The sequence below is a fragment of the Pseudomonas sp. TYF_14 genome, assembly GCF_043105275.1.
Classification (GTDB): Bacteria; Pseudomonadota; Gammaproteobacteria; order Pseudomonadales; family Pseudomonadaceae; genus Aquipseudomonas; species Aquipseudomonas alloputida.
The window spans coordinates 116,502-135,770 of record NZ_JBICLK010000081.1; the positions used below are offsets into that span (position 1 = coordinate 116,502).

Sequence of the window (19,269 nt, forward strand, 5' to 3'; positions counted from 1 at the left end):
CCTTGAGGGCTGTGTCATACCTGTGTGGGCAAGCCCGCGAAGAAGCCAGCGCAGTCGTTTAGCTGTCATACCCCAGGTTAGGCGCCAGCCAGCGCTCGCTCACGCTGATATCCTGGCCTTTGCGTGCGCTGTAACGCTCGATCTGGTCCTTGTCGACCTTGCCTACGGCAAAATACTTCGCCTGCGGGTGGGCGAAGTACCAGCCGCTGACCGCCGCCGCCGGGAACATCGCGAAGTGCTCGGTGAGGTACACCCCGCTCGGCCCGGTTTCACCGATGGCGGTGCCATCGAGCAGGCGGAACAGAGTTTCCTTTTCAGTGTGGTCGGGGCAGGCCGGATAACCCGGCGCAGGGCGGATGCCGCTGTACTGTTCCTTGATCAGCGCCTCGTTGTCCAGGTGCTCGTCGCGGGCATAGCCCCAGTGCTCTTTACGCACCTGCTCGTGCAGCCATTCGGCACAGGCTTCGGCCAGGCGGTCGGCCAGTGCCTTGACCATGATCGAGCTGTAGTCGTCGCCCTTGTCCTGGTAAGCCTTGGCCACTTCCTCGGCACCGATGCCGGCGGTGGTGATGAAACCACCTACGTAGTCGGTAACGCCACTGTCTTTCGGTGCGACGAAGTCGGCCAGCGACCAGTTGGGCTTGCCGTCCGGCTTGATGGTCTGCTGGCGCAGGTGATGCAGGGTGGCCAGTGCCTGGCCGTCTTCGCCGTAGACTTCGATGTCGTCATCGTCCACCTGGTTGGCCGGCCAGAAGCCGAATACCGCGCGAGCGCTGATCAGCTTCTCATCGATCAGCTTGTCGAGCATCTCGCGGGCATCCTTGTACAGCGCCGTGGCGGCCTCGCCAACCACCTCGTCGGTGAGGATGCGCGGGAACTTGCCGGCCAGGTCCCAGGAGATGAAGAACGGCGTCCAGTCGATGTACTCGGCCAGGGTGCGCAAATCGATGTCCTCCAGCACCTTGACGCCGGTGAAGGAGGGCGCCGTTGGCTGGTAGCCGGCCCAGTCGTACTGCGGCTTGGCGGCGATCGCCTGGGCGTAGCTGAGGCGTTCGGTGCGGGCGCTGCGGTTGGCGGTACGCTCACGCACCTCCACGTATTCCAGGCGGGTCTTCTCGACGAAGCCTGGCTTGAGTTCTTTGGACAGCAACTGGGTGGCCACGCCGACCGCGCGCGAAGCGTCGGTGACGTAGATGACCGCGTCGTTGCTGTACTTGGGCTCGATCTTGACTGCAGTGTGCGCCTTGGAGGTGGTGGCGCCACCGATCATCAGCGGCAGTTCGAAGCCCTGGCGCTGCATTTCGCGGGCAACGTGGACCATTTCGTCCAGCGACGGGGTAATCAGGCCGGACAGGCCGATGATGTCGCACTTCTGCTCGCGGGCCGTTTGCAGGATCTTCTCCGCCGGTACCATCACGCCAAGGTCGACGATGTCGTATCCGTTACAGCCCAGCACCACGCCGACAATGTTCTTGCCGATGTCGTGCACGTCGCCTTTCACCGTGGCCATCAGGATCTTGCCCTTGGCTTCCGGCTTGTCGCCTTTTTCGGCTTCGATGAACGGGATCAGGTGAGCAACGGCCTGTTTCATGACGCGGGCCGACTTGACCACCTGCGGCAGGAACATTTTACCCGCGCCGAACAGGTCGCCGACCACGTTCATGCCGTTCATCAGCGGGCCTTCGATCACTTCGATGGGGCGCGCGCACTGCTGGCGGCATGCTTCGGTGTCTTCGACGATGAACGCGGTGATGCCCTTGACCAGCGCGTGCTCCAGGCGTTTTTCCACCGGCAGCGAGCGCCACTCTTCGTTTTCCACTTCCTTGGTTGCGCCGCCACCCTTGTAGTCGTCGGCGATGGCCAGCAGTGCATCGGTACCATGCGGGGTGCGGTTGAGCACCACGTCCTCGACCTTTTCACGCAGCTGGGCCGGGATCTCGTCGTAGATCTCCAGCTGGCCGGCGTTGACGATACCCATGGTCAGGCCGTTCTGGATCGCGTGGTACAGGAACACCGAGTGGATCGCTTCACGCACCGGGTTGTTGCCACGGAACGAGAACGACACGTTGGACACGCCACCTGAGCTCAGGGCGTGGGGCAGGTGGTCGCGGATATAGGCACAGGCCTCGATGAAGTCGACGGCGTAGTTGTTGTGCTCTTCGATACCGGTGGCGACGGCAAAGATGTTCGGGTCGAAGATGATGTCTTCTGGCGGGAAGCCCACTTCGTTGACCAGGATGTCATAGCTGCGCTGGCAGATTTCCTTCTTGCGCGCGGCTGTGTCGGCCTGGCCGACTTCGTCGAAGGCCATGACCACCACGGCAGCGCCATAGCGCTTGCACAGGCGGGCGTGGTGCTTGAACTGCTCGACGCCTTCCTTCATGGAAATGGAGTTGACGATGCCCTTGCCCTGGATGCACTTGAGGCCGGCTTCGATCACTTCCCACTTGGACGAGTCGATCATGATCGGTACGCGCGAAATGTCCGGCTCACCCGCGATCAGGTTAAGGAACCGGACCATGGCCGCCTGGGAGTCGAGCATCCCTTCGTCCATGTTGATGTCGATTACCTGGGCGCCGGCCTCGACTTGCTGCAGGGCGACTTCCAGGGCTTCGGTATAGTTCTCTTCGCGGATCAGCCTGGCGAACTTGGCGGAACCGGTGATGTTGGTGCGCTCACCGACGTTGACGAACAGCGACTGGCGGTCGATGGTGAACGGCTCCAGGCCCGACAGGCGGCAGGCCTTGGCGATTTCCGGGATCTCGCGCGGCTTGTACTTGGCCACGGCTTCGGCAATGGCCTGGATGTGCCCCGGCGTGGTGCCGCAGCAGCCGCCAATGATGTTGAGGAAGCCGCTGGCCGCGAATTCTTCGACCACCGCGGCCATCTCGGCCGGGGTTTCGTCGTACTCACCGAAGGCGTTCGGCAGGCCGGCGTTGGGGTGGGCGGACACGTGGGTATCGGCCTTGGTGGCCAGCTCTTCCAAATACGGGCGCAGGTCCTTGGCGCCGAGGGCGCAGTTCAGGCCCACGGAAATCGGCTTGGCGTGACGCACCGAGTTCCAGAACGCTTCGGTGGTCTGGCCCGACAGGGTACGACCGGAGGCGTCGGTGATGGTGCCGGAGATCATGATCGGCAGTTCGACGTTGTCGTCCTCGAACACTTGCTGCACGGCGAAGATCGCCGCCTTGGCGTTGAGGGTGTCGAAGATGGTTTCGATCAGGATCAGGTCGGCGCCGCCTTCGATCAGGCCGCGGGTGGCCTCGATGTAGTTTTCTACCAACTCGTCGAAGGTGACGTTGCGAAACCCTGGGTCGTTGACGTCCGGGGAAATCGAGCAGGTTCGGCTGGTAGGGCCGAGCACGCCGGCAACGAAGCGCGGCTTGTCCGGCGTCTCCAGGGTCTTGGCATCGGCAACCTGGCGAGCGATGCGCGCGCCTTCGACGTTCAACTCGTAAACCAGCGACTCCATGCCGTAGTCGGCCTGGGAAATCTGCGTGGCGTTGAAGGTGTTGGTTTCGAGAATATCGGCACCGGCATCCAGGTAGGCCTTCTCGATGGCGGCGATCACGTCCGGGCGGCTGAGCAGCAAAAGGTCGTTGTTACCCTTCACATCGCTTGGCCAATCGGCAAAACGCGTGCCACGATAGTCGTGTTCCTCCAGGCGGTAGCTTTGGATCATAGTACCCATGCCGCCGTCGAGGATCAGGATGCGCTCTTTGAGTGCGTTCTGGAGTGCTTGGAGACGAGCGCTGCGGTCGGACATAGGAACTACCTGGTCGGGCGAATATCAGAAGGTGCCGAATCATAACAAAGCTGCGCGGTTTTTAGGCATGTCGCCCATTTGCATGAAAACTGCTCATGTTGGGCGGGTGGAGGCAGCGCGAAGCACCCAGGACGACCAGGCAACAAATCGTGATGGCTTTCAAGAACCAGGACTTTCCGCACATGGTGCATCGTATCCTTGCCGGCGCCTTCGCCCTGCTCATCAGCGGCGCGGTATTCGGGCAGGCCCCCCAGTCGAGCCCGGCTATTTCCTACACCCGGGACATTCAACCGATCTTCACCGAGAAGTGCGTGGCCTGCCACGCCTGCAACGACGCCGCCTGCCAGCTCAAGCTGGAAAGCCCTGAAGGCGCGGTACGCGGGGCCAGCAAGGTCCCGGTGTACCAGGGCGAGCGGAGCAAGGCAGTCCCCACCACGCGGCTGTTCTACGACGCACACAGCGAAGAGCAATGGCGCAAGAAGGGCTTCTACTCGGTGCTCGACAACCAGGGCGGTCAGGCCGCGTTGATGGCGCGCATGCTGGAGTTGGGCCACAAGACCCCGCTTACGCCCAACGCCAAGCTGCCCGAAGAGATCGTCCTGGGCCTGAGCCGCAACAACATGTGCCCGTTGCCCCATGAATTCGACGCCTATGCCGGCGCACACCCCAAGGAGGGCATGCCGCTGGCGGTGACCGGGCTGACCGACAAGGAATATGACACCATGCGCCGCTGGCTGGCCGCTGGTGCGCCGGTGGAGTACCAGCCGATCCAGCCGAGCGCGGCCGAAGCCAGGCAGATCGCAGAGTGGGAAGAACTGCTCAACCGCCCGGGTTCCACCGAGGCGCTGGTGGGACGCTGGCTGTACGAGCACCTGTTTTTGGCGCACATCCATTTCGCTGGCGGCGAGCAGGGCCACTTCTTCCAGTGGGTGCGCTCGCGCACGCCAAGTGGCAAGCCGGTCGATATCATTGCCACCCGCCGCCCCAACGACCCACCGGGCACGGACTTCTACTACCGGTTGATCCCGGTGCAGGGCGTGATCGTGCACAAGACGCACATCACCTACCCGATGGGGCCGCAGAAGCTCAAGCGCGTGAAGCAGCTGTTCTATGCCGGTGACTGGCATGCTGCCGCGCTTCCGGGCTACGGCCCGCGCCACCGGGCCAATCCGTTTGAAACCTTCGAGGCGATCCCGGCGGTGGCGCGCTACCAGTTCATGCTGGATAACGCCGAGTACTTCGTGCGCACCTTCATCCGTGGCCCGGTGTGCCGCGGGCAGATTGCCACCGACGTGATCCGCGACAACTTCTGGGCGCTGTTCCAGGAGCCGGCCTTCGATCGCTACATCACCGATGCCAAGTACCGCGGCGAGGCTACCCCGCTGCTGGCCATGCCTGGTCAGATCGATGACGTGGGCAGTGTGCTGAGCCTGTGGCACGCCTATCGTGACAAGCGCAACGACTACGAGAAACTGCGCCGTGAAGCCTATGCCGAAATGCCGGCACCGAGATGGTCGACGCTGTGGGCCGGTAACGACAATGCGCTGCTGAGCATCTTCCGTCACTTCGACAGCGCATCGGTGACCAAGGGCCTGGTGGGGGATGTGCCGCTGACCGTGTGGCTGTTCGACTACCCGTTGTTCGAGCGCACGTATTACCAGCTGGCGGTCAACTTCGATGTGTATGGCAACGTTTCGCACCAGTTGCAGACGCGCCTGTACTTCGACCTGATCCGCAACGGCGCCGAGGTCAACTTCCTGCGCCTGATGCCGGCCGACCAGCGCAAGGCGATCCTTGGCGACTGGTACCAGAACAGTGGCAAGGTGAAGATGTGGATGGATTATGAAGACATCGACACCGACACCCCGAGTGGCATCAAGCTCGACCCGCGCAACCCCAAACGCGACTTTGGACTGAAGCTGCTGCAGCGCACCGGCAGCCTGAATGCCGCACCGGACCCGATCAACCGCTGCCAGGGCGCGTTCTGCTCACGGCCGCAGATGAGCGAAGAATTCCGCAATGCCGAGCAGTCGCTCAGCCGACTGGTGTCACGCCCGGCGGCCGGGCTGAAGGTGATCAACCAGTTGCCCGAGGCGACCATGCTGCGTATCGAAGGGCAGGACGGCCAGCGTCAGGTGTACAGCCTGCTGCGCAACCGCGCGCACAGCAACGTGGCGTTCCTGCTGGGTGAGGCGTACCGCTACCAGCCGGGGCTGGATACCCTGACCCTGTACCCGGGGGTGCTCTCCAGCTACCCGAACTTCATCTTCAACATCCCGACCAAGGATGTGCCGGAGTTCGTCGAGGACATGGAGTACGCCAAAGATGACGCGGCGAAGTTCGAGCGCATTGTCATGCGCTGGGGTGTGCGCCGGAGTCACCCGGCGTTCTGGCGCTATTTCCATGACCTGAACAGCTATATCAAGGAGACCGAACCGGTCGAGGCGGGCGTGCTGGACATGAACCGCTACGAGAACCTCTGATCGGGTTGGCTGACCTTTCCGAGTACCTTGCGGTCGGAACGGGTGGGTGGTCTTGATCGATTGCAAAGGGGGCTGCTTTGCAGCCCTTCGCGGGTGAACCCGCTCCTACAACAGGTACGGCGCTGCTCTCAAGGCTGGCGCTGGCCTCTGCACTCGATACGGGCCTCAATGCACCGCCAAGCGCAGGGTATTCCATGCTGTATTCGCTTCAGGCACTGCGGGCGTTCGCCGCCTGGGTGGTGGTCTGCCACCATTTCATGCAGATCTTCTTCGACTTCCACGCCACCGGCCCCATCGGCCAACTGCTCACCGACCGTGGCGCCGTAGGCGTCGACATCTTCTTCGTCATCAGTGGGCTGGTCATCTACCTGTCGACCCGCGACAAAACCATCGAGCCGCGCCAGTTCCTGCTCAATCGGGCGCTGCGCATCGTCCCTGCCTACTGGTTCTACACAGCCCTGATGGCCATATTGCTACTGGCATTCAGCCAATGGATGCCACATCAGGCGTTTGACTGGCGGCACCTGTTCCTGTCGCTGCTGTTCATCCCGGCGGAAAACCCAGGTGGCTATGGCCTGTACCCGACCCTGAACGTGGGCTGGACGCTGAACTTCGAGATGTTCTTCTACCTGCTGTTCGGCCTGGCCTTCCTGGTACGCCAACGGCATCACCTGCTGCTTGTGACTGCCGCTCTGTTGCTGGTCAGTGAGGTACTGGGGCGCATGGGCGTGGTCAGCCGCTTCTACAACAACGACATCATCTACGAGTTTCTGCTGGGCATTGGTGTCGGTGTACTGTACCGCCGCGGGCTGATCCGCCAGGGCCGGTGGTTGCCGCTGGCGTTGCTGGGTGTAGCGGGCATGGCGATCTACTGTCTGGACGCTTCCCAGCGCTTGCTGCACTGGGGGTTACCGAGTGCGATGATCGTCCTGGCCTTCGTGGCCATGGAGCCGCTGTTCCAGGGCAATCGGCTGCTCAAGGCCCTTGGCGACTGTTCCTACTCGGTGTACCTGATACATGTGCTGGTGCTGTATGCCGGTTGGTTCGCCAGTCAGCGCCTGCATCTGAACCCGTTCCTGACATTTGCCCTGTGCGTGCCGTCCATTGGACTAATGTCGTGGTTCAGCTACCAGTGGCTGGAGCGCGGCCTGTACCGGCGAATGCAGGCCTGGCTGGCGGCGCAACGGGGGCCGGCCCCTGAATATGCGCTTTCCCGAGTCAATTGCTAGGACTTTGTTCGAAGGCTGGGTTGGCGTACACTTGGCCGCAAGTCTGTGAGGAACCTACATGAGCGCTATAACCATTACCGACGCCGCCCATGACTACCTGGCCGATCTGCTCTCCAAGCAGAATACGCCCGGCATCGGCATTCGCATTTTCATCACCCAGCCGGGCACCCAGTACGCCGAGACGTGCATCGCCTACTGCAAGCCGGGCGAAGAGAAGCCTGACGACACCGCCGTGGGTCTGAAAAGCTTCACTGCTTACCTTGACGCCGTCAGCGTACCCTTCCTGGAAGACGCGCTGGTCGACTACGCCACCGACCGCATGGGTGGCCAGCTGACCATCAAGGCGCCAAACGCCAAGGTGCCGATGGTCAACGAAGACAGCCCGATCAACGAACGTATCAACTACTACCTACAGACCGAGATCAACCCCGGCCTGGCCAGCCATGGCGGCCAGGTGAGCCTGGTGGACGTGGTCGATGACGGCATTGCCGTACTGCAGTTCGGTGGTGGCTGCCAGGGTTGCGGCCAGGCCGATGTCACCCTGAAGGAAGGCATCGAGCGCACCCTGCTCGAGCGTATTCCGGAGCTGAAGGGCGTGCGCGACGTGACTGACCACAGCCAGAAAGAAAACGCCTACTACTGAGTTGAAGGCGGCTCCCTTAGCAACAAAGTGTTACGGTTTCAACCCCTGCGACAACAGGCCGCAGCCCGTATTCAAAGGGCTGCAGGCCATCCCCGCCATGGTCGGGTAGAACCCCTCTGGGTGTCATGCCAGAATGCCCCGGTTTTTCGACCGGCCCGTCCCGAGGGCCGGCACCTTCCCTGTAAAGGATGGTTTCATGAATGATCTTTTGACCCGGCGTGCGGTTGTCGCCGGCATGGGCGTTCTCGGGCTTGGCCTGCTGGCAGGCTGCAGCCCGGCCCGGGGGCTCGAGTTCAAGTACGGCAAGAACATGAGCAACGAAATCCTCGGGCGCAAGTTCAGCCTCAAAGACCCGCAAGGTAACGTGCGCACCCTGTCGAGCTTTTACGGCAGCATGCCGATGGTCTTCTTCGGCTTCACCCAGTGCCCGGCCGTCTGCCCGACCACGCTGGCGCGGGCGGCGCAGATTCGCAAGCTGCTGAGGGGCCGCGACCGCGACCTGTTCCAGGTGGTGTTCATCACCCTGGACCCGGAGCGCGACACGCCCGAGGTGCTCGATGCCTACGTCAAGGCCTTCGACCCGACGTTCACCGCGCTGACCGGCACCCCCGAGGAAATTGCCGCCGTGGCCAAGGAATTCAAGGTGTTTTACGAGAAGGTTCCGGCCGGAGACACCTACACCATTTCTCACTCGTCCACTAGCTACGTCTACGATACGCGTGGCACCCTGCGCCTGAGCCTGGGCCATTCCCTGAACGCCAAGGAATGCGCCGAAGATCTGGTCACCCTGATGGAGATCTGCTGAATGTCGATGCAACCGATCAAACGCGGTCTGGCTGCCCTGGTACTGATGGGGCTGGCCCTGCCGGCCCTGGCCCAGACCACCGTGAGTGATGCCTGGGTGCGTGCCAGCGTGCCGCACCAGCAGTCCACCGGTGCTTTCATGGTCCTGACTGCCAGCAGCGACAGCAAGCTGGTGGGCGTGGCTTCGCCCGTGGCCAAGACCGTGCAGGTGCACGAGATGACCATGAACGGTGACGTGATGGGCATGCGTGAGGTCAAGGCTATCGAATTGCCAGCCGGCAAGGCAGTGACCCTGGACCCGAATGGCCTGCATGTCATGCTGATGGGCCTGCACAATCAGGTGAAGGAGGGTGACAAAGTGCCTCTGACCCTGACCATCGAGGATGCCAAGGGCGCCAAGGAAACCCTGGAAGTTCAGGCACAAGTGCGTGCGCTCAACGCCGACGCGGGTGGTGGGCATGATCACATGCACATGAACCACTGACAGATCAAAGGGCCGCGTTCAGCGGCCCTTTTTTCAACTGCGCCTTTCAGCTACGAAAGCGCGGCAGCGGTCTGTCGAGGGTCAGCGACGTCAGGGTCTTGCGAACCTGGGCCTCGTCGGCCTCCAGTGCCTTCAGGCTAGCGCGGATCTTGCCGGCGGCGGGCACATCGCCCTGCCGGTCGATCCAGTCGGCAATCTCCTTGCAGGCACTGCTCAGACAGGCCTGGCGCTGGTTCATCAACGACAGAAGGGTGGTGAGCTCTCTTTCGGACATGGCAGGATCCTCCATTCAGCCTTGTCAGTGTAGCAGAGGGTTGGCCAGGCTCTTGCGGCCTTTGCAAGGTGCGCTGCGGCAGCTGCCAGTGGCTGCTCTTGCGGCCCAGTAACAACTCGTTACTTATAAACAGCGTGTTTAAAGTTGATGCTCGTGCCGTGCAAGGGATTCAGGGCTCGATTTCTGAACGTGACCTGTTGAAGTGCTCAACTGCACAGTCGGGAAAATGCCGTCGGGTCTGCATTCAAAGAATGGTTGTTGTAGGAAAATTCCGGGTTTCTGATTTTCGCTTGCAGAAAGCATCGGCGTTGTTACAACTTTCATGTTGAGCTCAATCCTGGCCGAGTCTTAGATTGAGTTGGCCAATATTTGGCAATCTCAATCGGCTCAAAGGAGTGCCCATATGAATCTGCAATCCAAGTGTTCAGGAGCGATGTCGCCAGGAAGTACCCGCTAATGCTGACATTGCGCATTAACCCCGGAACGCGTTCGCTGTCGCTGGGCTACAGCTTTTCCAAATGTGGTGAATTTGCCTTCGAGGCTGCATTTGCCGTGGCGATCGTGTCCATCACAGATGCGGATATGCTTTCGATCGGCATCGCCTACTTTTTTCGTTACTTGCCAAGTGTGGTGTTTTCGCCATTGGGTGGCTGGCTGGCAGATAACGCCAACAAGAAACACACACTATTAGCAATCGAGGTGACAAAAGGCCTGCTGGCACTTTCCTTCTTTGCCTTGTTCAGCGTGTTCACGCCAGTATTACTTGCGTTGGTGGGCCTCGCAATGGTCATGACAGCGCTCGAATGCCTTTATGTGCCCACGTTTCGCGCGTACTTTCCGGACCTTGTCGAAAAGGATGAGTTAGCCACGGTGAACAGCGGTATCCAGGTAATCGAGGACGCCGCCTCGATCCTCGGGCCGCTGGTCTTTTCGGCCTGTGTGTTACTGCTGTCTCGAGAAGCCACTTTCTTGTTTTTTGCAATGTGCCTTATCGTGTCGGCCATTTGTATCGCTACCTTGACGCCTGCCAGGTGTAGTGTCCAACAGGCATTCGATGGGTGCGCCATAATCAGGGATGCGGCGGGCAGTGTGAGTCAGTTGAGGGCCGGCAATGCGCCGTTGTTCGCTGTCATTGGCTGCACCACACTCTGTGCGATGTTCGCCACGTCGGTGATTCGCTTTATCCTTCCAGCATCGGTGCTGGAGCACTTCGCCTCTGAAGCGGCGGTTGGATACGTGTTTTCACTGCTTGCGGCAGGCACGGTGGTGGGGGGCATGCTCTACACGCGCTTCAATCCGCGCACAACCGCAGGATTGGTGCTGCGTTACTGGATGCTCTATGGCGGGCTGTTTTTTGCTGCAGCAGTGGCGCTGCAATTCAATAACTGGCTGTTCCTGTTGATTCTGTTCCTGGTTGGTTTCATTGGTGCATTTGTCGATATCGCAATCGTGACCAACATCCAGTGCTTGTCGAGGGAGCATGAAGTGGGCAGGAATTTTTCCCTCTATTACTTCACCGCCGTGATGAGTGATGCCGTATCAGGGTTGATTGCCAGTTTGGTCTTCGTGCTTGCGGGGCCGGCAACCTTTATCTGGATGACGCTCATGTTATTCATCGCGCCAGTGCGCTGGAACATGAAAGGACGTGGCCCAGATGTCGACAGCCGTACATAGCTTGGGCCTGGCGTATAGATGCAAGTTCGAGAGGGCGCTGCCGCCCTTTCACGCGCGTAGAGCAGAATGAACGCAGGCTTGCCGATACGCCCCCGGGGTCACCCCATAGGCCTGCTTGAACTGCCGGCTCAAATGGCTCTGGTCGGCAAAGCCGAGGTCGAACGCCACTTGCGAAGCGGCCAGGCCGTGCTTCAGCATTTCGCGGGCGCGGGCCAGGCGGCGTTGCTTCAGCCAGGCATGGGGTGGCAGTCCGGTGGCCTGGCGGAACACCCGGGCGAAGTGGAACGGCGACAGGTTGACTGCTGCCGCCAGCGCTTCCAGTGAGGGCGGGTCGGCCAGTTGGCTTTCCAGCAGTTCGCGGGCGCGGGCTACGGCCAGGGGTTCGTGGCCAGGGGCCGAAGGCTCGGCGCACTGCCCGTGCCGCTGCACCAGGGCCAGCACCGCCTGGCGCCAGGCCGTCTGCTGCTGCAAGGCGCTGGCGCTGGCTTCGGACAACTGATGCAGCTGGCTGAACGCGAGGGCCAGGGCCGGGTCATGGATCACGCTGTCCTTGAAGCTGGGCATGCCGTGGCGGCCCAGTTCCAGTTCGTCAAGCACACCGGTCACCCGCTCGTGCTCGGGATAGAAGCCGCGATAACGCCAGCCGGCTTCATGGGCCGTAGCGCCGGTATGCAGTTCGTCGGGGTTGATCAGCACCATGCTGCCGACCGGTGCCAGGTGCTCGCTGCCGCGGTGCCAGAAGCGCTGGGCGCCCGACTCGATCACGGTGAATACATAGCCCTCGTGCACATGCGGGGCAAAGCGCTGCTGATAGTAGCGAGCGTGCAGCATCTCGACGTCGCCCAGGGCTGGCGCCTGCCAGAGGTGTGTCTGCTCGCGCAAGGGCGGGCTCATGCCAGCCAGCTGCGCAGAAGGAAGAAGATCAACATGCTCACCAGCATGCTCAGCAATACGCTGCGGGTCAACAGCACCAGGGCGATGGCCACAAGGGAGCCCAGCAGGTAGGGGTTGAGCAGGCTCAGGTTGAGCTGGTGGTCAGCCATGAAGATGATCGGGCCGCAGATGGCGGTGAGCATGCCCGGCACGGCAAAGCCGAGAAACTGCCGGGCGTTCGAGCTCAGGCGCAAGGGCAGGCGCGGCTCCAGGAATGCGTAGCGGTTGAGGAACACGATGGCGCCCATGGCGAAAATCAGGATCCAGGTCATGCGCGGGCTCCGGCGAATTTCTGGCAAATGAACCCGGCGCTCATGCCCAGCAGGCCTGCGACCACCAGGGCGGTTTCCCAGTGCCAGTAACTGAACAGCACTGAACAGAACAGCGACACGGCTACGCACACCACGGTGGCCAGGTTGCGCACCAGCGGGGCGATCAGGGCGACAAAAGTGGCGACAATGGAGAAATCCAGGCCGAACTGGTCCAGGTGTGGAATGTTCTGGCCCAGCAGTATGCCGGCCAGGGTGAACAGGTTCCAGGCGATGTAGAAGGTCAGGCCCACCCCCAAGGCATACCAGCGGTTGAATTGCAGTTGGTCGTACTGGCTGGTCAGGGCGAAGAATTCGTCGGTCAGCAGAAAGCCCAGGCCCAGGCGCCAGCGCAGCGGCTGGCTGGACAATACCGGGCGCATCGACAGGCCATACAGCAGGTGCTGCGAGGTCAGCAGCAGGGTGGTGAGCAGGATCGACGCCAGGTTGGCACCCCCCTTGAGCATGCCAATGGCCACCAGCTGTGCGGCGCCGGCGAAGACGATGGCCGACAGCCCTTGCCCCTGCCAGGCGCTGAGGTTGGCCTCGATGGCCATGGAACCGGCCAGCAGGCCCCAAGGGGCAACGGCCAGGGACAACGGGAGAATGGCAATGGCGCCGTGAAGAAAGGCTTGGCGGGCGATGTGGGGCATGATGGCTGCATGACGGCTACGTGGCAGGCCAGCATGACAGACGGGGCAGGGGATGGCTTGAACGATCTTGCTGGTCGAGGCGTGTTCGCCTCAACCTCAGTGGCCAACTGACAACAGGGCCGCAAGGCGGCCCCGAATGACCCTGGGTTATGGGCGGCTGGTCAGCAGCTGTTGCGCCGTTGCGCAGCCATTGATGTCTACGGCTTTCTGCAGCAGGCTCGTGCGCTGCTGTGGGTCGAGGTCGCCAAGCAGGCGGTACACCTCGGCCTGGTAGTCGCGCTGACGCCCCCACAGCATTTCCAGGCCTTGTGGCCGGCTGCGGTTGCAGGCCAGGCGCGTGGCCGGTTGCGGGTAGTAGGGGGCGTACACGGTGGCCATGCTGGGGATGGCCTCCAGCGCTGTACGGTACTCGCTGCTGACGTTGTAGGGCCGGCACCAGGTGGCGATGGCGGGCGCCGGTGCGGCAAAACCCTGCTGGAGGCTGGCTTCGAGCAACGGGCAGGCGGCGTCCGGGATTTGCGCGGCGGGCAGGTACGTCATGTAGTACAGCGCCAGGCGGTACTGTGCGACCGGGTGGCCAAGCGCTACCGATTTTTTCAGCAGGGCAACCGCTGTCGGCAAGGTGTGAGCCATGGCCTGGCCCTGGCGGCTAAGCTCAGGGTCGCCGCCCACTGCGGTGCGCAGCGTGCTGGCAGCGTCGTCCTGGTTGTCGGCCTGCTCCAGTAGCGGCAAGGCCTGACGGTAGAGCAGGTCGGCATGAGGGTCGATGCGTACCTCCAGCGCTTGCGCGGCCAGCGGCATCAGCGCAGCCAATAGCGGGGGCAGGCGTCGCACAAGGCTCACAGGCAAACCCCATGGGTGGCCAAGTACGGATGGACGGCTTCGGTGTTCATGGCGGTCAAACGTGCGCCTCGGGCAAATCGTAACGACGACGTATTCTAGCCACCCAAGGGGGGTGGCCGAAAGACCACCCGACAACTGTCAGACGAGCTTGATCGGCGTGACCTTGCGCTGGGCATGTTTTTCCTGGGCCAGCCCAAGCTTGGCGGTGATCACCTTGGCCAAGGCATTGTTGCCCAGATCGTTCAGGTGCAGGCGGTCGATGAACAGGTCGGCGCCGAACACGGGCGAGCTGTCGAGCATGCAGTTCATGTCGTAGCAGGGCACCGGGTCGGCCTGGCTTTTGATGCGGCGGAAAAATGCCGAATGCAACTGTCTGTCGAATGCGCCCTCCAGCAGCCGGTCGAAGTTCGCCGGTTGTTGCTGCAGCGCGGTCAGCATGGCTTGCTCACCGGCGGGCAGAGTATCCCGGCACCAGGGCAGCAGTGGTTGCAGGATGAAGGTGAGCGTGGCGTGGCTGTCTGCCAGCAGACGGTCCCATTGGCGCAAGGTGCGGCCAATGTTGTCGGCGGCACGGGCCAGTCGTTTTTCCGGGGACGACAGTGGCCAGCTGACCGGGGCTGTGACCACGGGAGGGGCCAGCGCCTGGCCGATGCGCCGCCACAGCGACTGCCGACGGGGCGGTGCGCAGGGCTGCATGCCTTCGCTGAAACTGTTGAGAAAGGCCTGGTAGGCCTTGGCGTGCTGCGGGTCGTTGGTACCTGCGAGGACTTCACACAGGGCTTCGTGGGCCAGGCTGTTGAGGCCACTGAGCACCACCACATGGCCGAGTTGGCCAAGGCGGTGCTGGTGGGTCAGGAACATCATCAATTCCTGGGTGGCGTTCAGCCCGCAGCCGGCCAGGCTCAGCCAGACTTCGCCCGTGAGCATCGACAGGTGCGAGGCCACTGTGTGTTCGTCGGAGCTGGCGCCGATGCCCAGGGCTGTGGAGCCGCCGACCAGCAGGTTGATGCGCGACGCACCACCGTGCTCGGCCGCCGAAAAGCGCTTGCCGGCGCAATGGCTGTAGCGCAGGCCAAGGGCATCGGTGTTGATGGTGCCGGAGCGGTAGCCGGTTTCGTGCACATGCAGGGTATAGGGGGCACGGCGACTGCCCAGCAGGAGAAAGCGCTGGTAGTCCTGCTGCAGCGGCGAAGGAGACGGGCGCGTGTCAGTCGTGGTCATGGTCTCTCCTTCGCTTGAGCCGGGTACTTTGCAGCAGATTCAGGCCGCCAGTTCCTTGAGGTTGTACAGCAGGCCGCCGGCGGCGATCAGCAGCAGGGCGACGCCCGACGCCAGGCTGATGATGCGGTTGCTGCGCTGCGAGGCGATCTTGCCGATGGCGAAGATGTACAGGCTGAGCACGGCGAAATCGATGGCCACCCACAGCAGCGACAGCACCACCATGCTCTTGCCGAACGATTCGGTGATCTGAATGAACTGCGGGAAGAAGGCGATGAAGAAAATGATGTCTTTCGGGTTGGAAATGCCCACCATGAAGCCTTGCATCAGCCCGCCGCGCCCAGCCTTGGGGGCCTCGCTCGCTGCGTCTGACGCGGGTGCCTGCAGGGCGTCCCTCAGCGTGCCCACGGCAATGTAGCCGATGAACAGGCAGCCCAGCAGGCTCATGGTGCTGAGCCATGTCTTGTCGATGGCGGCACTGGTGAGGATGATCCACGCTGCCGCGCCGATCAGCACCAGTGATGCCCAGTTGGTGCCGACGGCGGTGAACATGGCCTTGCGCGAGCCGGAGGCGGCCGCAGTGTTGACGATCAGTGCCACCACCGGGCCGGGAGTGGCGATCAGTAGCAGCACGGTGAGGGCGTAGGTGGCGGTGAGTGCGGTATTCACGGTCAGTTCTCGATCAGTATGTCGGGTGTCGGCTGGTGTGCGGCATGGGCGTGGAACGGGCAGCGTGACGGGTTGAGCGAGCCTGCCTCCTGCAGTTGATACTGCTTCCACTCGTAGTTGTCGGTATCGCCGAAAAAGCCAAGGGTGTCGGGCACAACGCCGTCGTTGTAGTGGTGCACGCGCTCGCGAATGCGCTCGCGGATGCGCTTGCCACTCTCGGTGTTGGCGTTGGCCACTTCGTCGAAGTTCTCCCGCGGGTTGATGACGAAGGTGATGTGCTGGCCCAGGTTGCGGCTTTTCATCTGCTGGTGGCCGGGGAAGTTCATGTTGATGAACAGCGGCATGCCGGCATAGCAGAACGACCAGCCGGTATCGTCGGGATCGGTCGGGATGCCTTGAGGCCAAGGGTGCGGGTCGCGCGCATGCACGCCGCGCAGTACCTTCCAGGCCAAGGCCTGCTGCTCGGCCAGGCTGCTGCCGGCTGCGGTTTCGAGAAACACCACCAAAGGGCTGCCGATGCGCTGCTTGGGTGCGATCGGTGCGACGGTGCGCACATAGTTGGCCAGGCCCTGCGCGATATCATCGGCCAGTTGCTCGGCGCGGGCGAAGAGAATGTGGCAGGTTTCGCCGTTTACCGCCTTGCGGCCGAACAGGCAGGGGAATTCGGGGTTGGCGAGAATACTGCGAAAGTGTTCTATGGTTTTGAACGTCCAGTGTTGCATGGTGTGACCATGTTCAGCGGCGAGCTCCAGCGCATCCAGGCGATAGCAATTTCCATATCCCGTAAACATGATTTCCCCAGGCGTTGATTTAAGTGAACGTTCCAGTCACATGCAGGCAGGATCTTGGTTATGTTTGTTATTTACCTGCATTTTCCGAGACGCTCTTGTCGTTGTAAAACGCGTGGAGTTATGACCTACTATTAGTCCTACTCATGCTCGGGACGCCGCCATGTCGGAACGGATTCAGGCCTTGCACGCGTTACGTGCCTTCGAGGTGGCCTCTCGCTATGGCTCTTTCACCCGTGCGGCTGAAGAGCTGGCCCTGACCCAGGGCGCCGTCAGCCACCACATCAAGACCCTCGAAGCCCTGTTCGGCTGCGACCTGTTCGAACGTCGGGGCCCGAAACTGAGCCTGACCGAGCACGGCCGCCTGCTGGCGCAAGAGCTGAAGGTCGGTTTCAAGATCATCGAGAATGCCTGCGCACTGCTGCGTCAGGATCGCTATGGCCTGCGCCTGAAGGCGCCGTCCACGCTCACGGTGCGCTGGCTGCTGCGGGCGCTGGATGCGTTCAAGAAGGTCGAGGACAACTGCAGTGTGCAGCTGTCCAGTGTGTGGATGGATATCGACAGCGTGGATTTCTATTCCGAGCCCTACGACTGTGCCATTCTCCTGGCCAGCGGGCGATTTCCCGCCGATATCGAGAGTTTCAAGCTGTTCGATGAATGGCTGATCCCGGTATGTCACCCGGATTACATGACGCAGGTGCAACCGCAACTGTCCGACCTGCCCCGATGCGAGTTCCTGCACCCGTCACCCGACCGGCGTGACTGGCGGCGTTGGCTGGCGCGAATGGATGCGCTGGACATCAGCATCGACCAGGGGCAGGTGTTCGATACCCTCGACCAGGGCATATCGGCCGCCCAGCAAGGCCTGGGCATTTCAGTGGTCGATCTGGTACTGGCCAGCACCGACCTGGCCGCCGGGCGCCTGGTCACGCCTTTCAAGCATGCCGTGGCCACCGGCGACGGTTACTACATGACCTGGCTCAAGGCCAGCCCAAAAGCGCGGCAGATGCACAAGCTGCGTGACTTCCTGCTCGGCCAGGTACCGCCGCTGGCCTACAAGGACATCAACTACCTGTACGGTTGAATACCCGAGCGAGCATGAAGTCGATGAATACCCGCAACTTTGGCGGCATCTGCCGCCCGGACGGCCACAGCAGATAGAAGCTGCCGCGCCGTTCCATGAAGTCGTCGAGGACACTGACCAGTGAGCCATCGGCCAGTTCGCGACCCACGTTGAAGTCCGGCAGACAGGTAATGCCGCGGTGGTTCAAGGCAAAGCAAACGCGTGTTTCGACGTGGTTGCAGACCATCGAGATGGGGATGTCATAGGCTTGCTCGGGATGCTCCTGGCGCAGCGGCCAGGTTTCCAGCTTGCCGTTGCTGGGGAAGCGATAATGCAGGCAGGTATGCGCCGGCGGGTCTGCTCGACCAGATCGCCGATGGCATGCACATCAGTCAGGCCATGGCTGGGCAATGGGTCACGGCGTATGCCTTGGGCTCGTTACTGACCGCCATCCCGTTGGTGACGTTGACCCAAGGCTGGTATCGGCGCCGGGCGCTGTTGCTGGCGATCATCGGCTTCGTGCTGTTCAACGGGCTGACGGCCTTGTCGAACTCCAACACGCTGACCCTGGTGCTGCGCTTTTTCACGGGGGCTGCGGCCGGCCTGGCATGGGGCCTGATTGCTGGCCATGCCCGGCGCATGGTGCCGGTGCCGTTGCAGGGCCGGGCCATGGCGCTGGCCATGCTTGGGCAGCCGATTGCCTTGTCGCTCGGCTTGCCGATTGCGACATGGCTGGGAGCGGGGCTGGGCTGGCGCGCGACGTTCGTGGTCGTCACGCTGGTGGCGTCGCTGCTGGTGGTGTGGGTGTTGCGATCCGTGCCGGACTACCCGGGGCAGGCTGCCGGCAAGCGCCCGGCGGCCATGCAGGTATTGCGCACGCCAGGGGTGTTGCTCGTATTGCTGGTGATCCTCACCTGGATCCTTGGCCATAACATTCTCTACACCTATATCGTGCCGTTGCTGGCGGCGGCTGGCATGGCTGCGGACATTGGCCCGGTGCTGATGGTGTTTGGTCTGTCGGCGCTGGCCGGGATCGGCCTGGTAGGGCTGCTGGTCGACCGGCACCTGCGCAAGCTGGTATTGCTGAGCCTGACCGGTTTTGCCTTGGCCACGCTGGCATTGGGGCAGGCATCATCGTGGCTTGTGTACCTGAGCATCGCCTTGTGGGGAATGACCTATGGCGGCGCCCCGACCCTGCTGCAGACAGCGTGCGCCGACGCCGCAGGCCAGGGTGGTGATGTGGCGCAGTCGATGCTGGTGACGGTGTGGAACTGCGCCATTGCTCTGGGCGGAATCATTGGCGGATTGTTGCTGGCTGGGGCCGGCGTGGCGTGGTTTGGCGGGGTAGTGCTGGGGTTGATCGCCTTGGCCTGGCTGCTGGCCGTGGCCGGGCGGGGAAGCGGTTTTGTGGCGGGGAGGCGCTAAAACACTCATGCC

General features: G+C 62.2%; 18 protein-coding genes. 8 read left to right on the forward strand and 10 right to left on the reverse strand.

Going from position 1 to position 19,269, the window contains the following annotated elements; genetic code table 11:
* Positions 1 to 58: 58 nt before the first annotated feature.
* On the reverse strand, positions 59 to 3,766 hold the full coding sequence (gene metH / locus ACF8O8_RS20995; RefSeq protein ID WP_392510368.1) for a methionine synthase: 3,708 nt from the start codon (positions 3,764 to 3,766) through the stop codon (positions 59 to 61).
* A gap of 182 nt (positions 3,767 to 3,948) precedes the next feature.
* Here metH and ACF8O8_RS21000 point away from each other — a divergent pair, with 182 nt between their 5' ends.
* From ACF8O8_RS21000 to ACF8O8_RS21020, 5 genes are all read left to right on the forward strand, one after another.
* Positions 3,949 to 6,249, forward strand: a complete 2,301-nt coding sequence (locus ACF8O8_RS21000; RefSeq protein WP_010953334.1) for a fatty acid cis/trans isomerase — start codon at positions 3,949 to 3,951, stop codon at positions 6,247 to 6,249.
* A gap of 194 nt (positions 6,250 to 6,443) precedes the next feature.
* Positions 6,444 to 7,478 carry an acyltransferase family protein gene (locus ACF8O8_RS21005; RefSeq protein WP_392510369.1) on the forward strand — a complete coding sequence of 345 codons (1,035 nt, stop codon included), beginning with the start codon at positions 6,444 to 6,446 and terminating at the stop codon, positions 7,476 to 7,478.
* 58 nt (positions 7,479 to 7,536) lie between these two features.
* A complete protein-coding gene (gene nfuA, locus ACF8O8_RS21010; RefSeq protein WP_003250416.1) occupies positions 7,537 to 8,121 on the forward strand; it encodes a Fe-S biogenesis protein NfuA in 585 nt (194 codons plus the stop codon).
* A gap of 196 nt (positions 8,122 to 8,317) precedes the next feature.
* A complete protein-coding gene (locus tag ACF8O8_RS21015) occupies positions 8,318 to 8,926 on the forward strand; it encodes an SCO family protein (protein WP_003250418.1) in 609 nt (202 codons plus the stop codon).
* The gene (locus ACF8O8_RS21020) at positions 8,927 to 9,409 is read left to right on the forward strand and encodes a copper chaperone PCu(A)C (RefSeq protein ID WP_010953337.1); all 483 of its coding nucleotides are present in this window, start codon (positions 8,927 to 8,929) and stop codon (positions 9,407 to 9,409) included. It abuts the gene before it with no gap.
* Positions 9,410 to 9,455: 46 nt separating this feature from the next.
* Here the strand turns inward: ACF8O8_RS21020 and ACF8O8_RS21025 are convergent, their stop codons facing one another.
* Positions 9,456 to 9,683 carry a hypothetical protein gene (locus ACF8O8_RS21025; RefSeq protein ID WP_003250422.1) on the reverse strand — a complete coding sequence of 76 codons (228 nt, stop codon included), beginning with the start codon at positions 9,681 to 9,683 and terminating at the stop codon, positions 9,456 to 9,458.
* Between the two features lie 456 nt (positions 9,684 to 10,139).
* On the opposite strand from ACF8O8_RS21025, the gene ACF8O8_RS21030 reads away from it, so the two are divergent.
* Positions 10,140 to 11,357 carry an MFS transporter gene (locus ACF8O8_RS21030; RefSeq protein ID WP_392510370.1) on the forward strand — a complete coding sequence of 406 codons (1,218 nt, stop codon included), beginning with the start codon at positions 10,140 to 10,142 and terminating at the stop codon, positions 11,355 to 11,357.
* Positions 11,358 to 11,405: 48 nt separating this feature from the next.
* Here ACF8O8_RS21030 and ACF8O8_RS21035 read toward each other — a convergent pair whose 3' ends face one another.
* The 7 genes from ACF8O8_RS21035 to ACF8O8_RS21065 form a co-directional block, all read right to left on the reverse strand.
* The gene (locus ACF8O8_RS21035) at positions 11,406 to 12,251 is read right to left on the reverse strand and encodes an AraC family transcriptional regulator (protein ID WP_003250425.1); all 846 of its coding nucleotides are present in this window, start codon (positions 12,249 to 12,251) and stop codon (positions 11,406 to 11,408) included.
* Entirely contained in the window at positions 12,248 to 12,562 is a 315-nt protein-coding gene (locus tag ACF8O8_RS21040) for an AzlD domain-containing protein (protein ID WP_020193370.1), read from the reverse strand. Before ACF8O8_RS21040 ends, ACF8O8_RS21035 begins: the two co-directional genes overlap by 4 nt.
* Positions 12,559 to 13,251, reverse strand: a complete 693-nt coding sequence (locus tag ACF8O8_RS21045; RefSeq protein ID WP_392510371.1) for an AzlC family ABC transporter permease — start codon at positions 13,249 to 13,251, stop codon at positions 12,559 to 12,561. The genes ACF8O8_RS21040 and ACF8O8_RS21045 overlap by 4 nt, the downstream gene beginning before the upstream one ends.
* Before the next feature lie 147 nt (positions 13,252 to 13,398).
* Complete coding sequence (locus ACF8O8_RS21050) at positions 13,399 to 14,094, reverse strand: sel1 repeat family protein (RefSeq protein ID WP_121783722.1); 696 nt, start codon at positions 14,092 to 14,094, stop codon at positions 13,399 to 13,401.
* Between the two features lie 138 nt (positions 14,095 to 14,232).
* Positions 14,233 to 15,315 (reverse strand): hypothetical protein, encoded by a 1,083-nt coding sequence (locus ACF8O8_RS21055; protein ID WP_003250433.1) that lies wholly within the window; start codon positions 15,313 to 15,315, stop codon positions 14,233 to 14,235.
* Positions 15,316 to 15,354: 39 nt separating this feature from the next.
* Positions 15,355 to 15,981 carry a LysE family translocator gene (locus ACF8O8_RS21060; RefSeq protein WP_010953344.1) on the reverse strand — a complete coding sequence of 209 codons (627 nt, stop codon included), beginning with the start codon at positions 15,979 to 15,981 and terminating at the stop codon, positions 15,355 to 15,357.
* Between the two features lie 2 nt (positions 15,982 to 15,983).
* Complete coding sequence (locus tag ACF8O8_RS21065) at positions 15,984 to 16,772, reverse strand: YqcI/YcgG family protein (protein ID WP_010953345.1); 789 nt, start codon at positions 16,770 to 16,772, stop codon at positions 15,984 to 15,986.
* Between the two features lie 160 nt (positions 16,773 to 16,932).
* Between ACF8O8_RS21065 and ACF8O8_RS21070 the strand changes: the two genes are divergently transcribed.
* Positions 16,933 to 17,853 carry a LysR substrate-binding domain-containing protein gene (locus ACF8O8_RS21070; RefSeq protein ID WP_010953346.1) on the forward strand — a complete coding sequence of 307 codons (921 nt, stop codon included), beginning with the start codon at positions 16,933 to 16,935 and terminating at the stop codon, positions 17,851 to 17,853.
* Here ACF8O8_RS21070 and ACF8O8_RS21075 read toward each other — a convergent pair.
* A complete protein-coding gene (locus tag ACF8O8_RS21075; RefSeq protein ID WP_371920080.1) occupies positions 17,834 to 18,169 on the reverse strand; it encodes a LysR substrate-binding domain-containing protein in 336 nt (111 codons plus the stop codon). The two genes, ACF8O8_RS21070 and ACF8O8_RS21075, sit on opposite strands and share 20 nt — an antisense overlap.
* Here ACF8O8_RS21075 and ACF8O8_RS21080 point away from each other — a divergent pair.
* The gene (locus ACF8O8_RS21080) at positions 18,055 to 19,257 is read left to right on the forward strand and encodes an MFS transporter (protein WP_392510372.1); all 1,203 of its coding nucleotides are present in this window, start codon (positions 18,055 to 18,057) and stop codon (positions 19,255 to 19,257) included. The two genes, ACF8O8_RS21075 and ACF8O8_RS21080, sit on opposite strands and share 115 nt — an antisense overlap.
* Positions 19,258 to 19,269 lie beyond the last annotated feature (12 nt).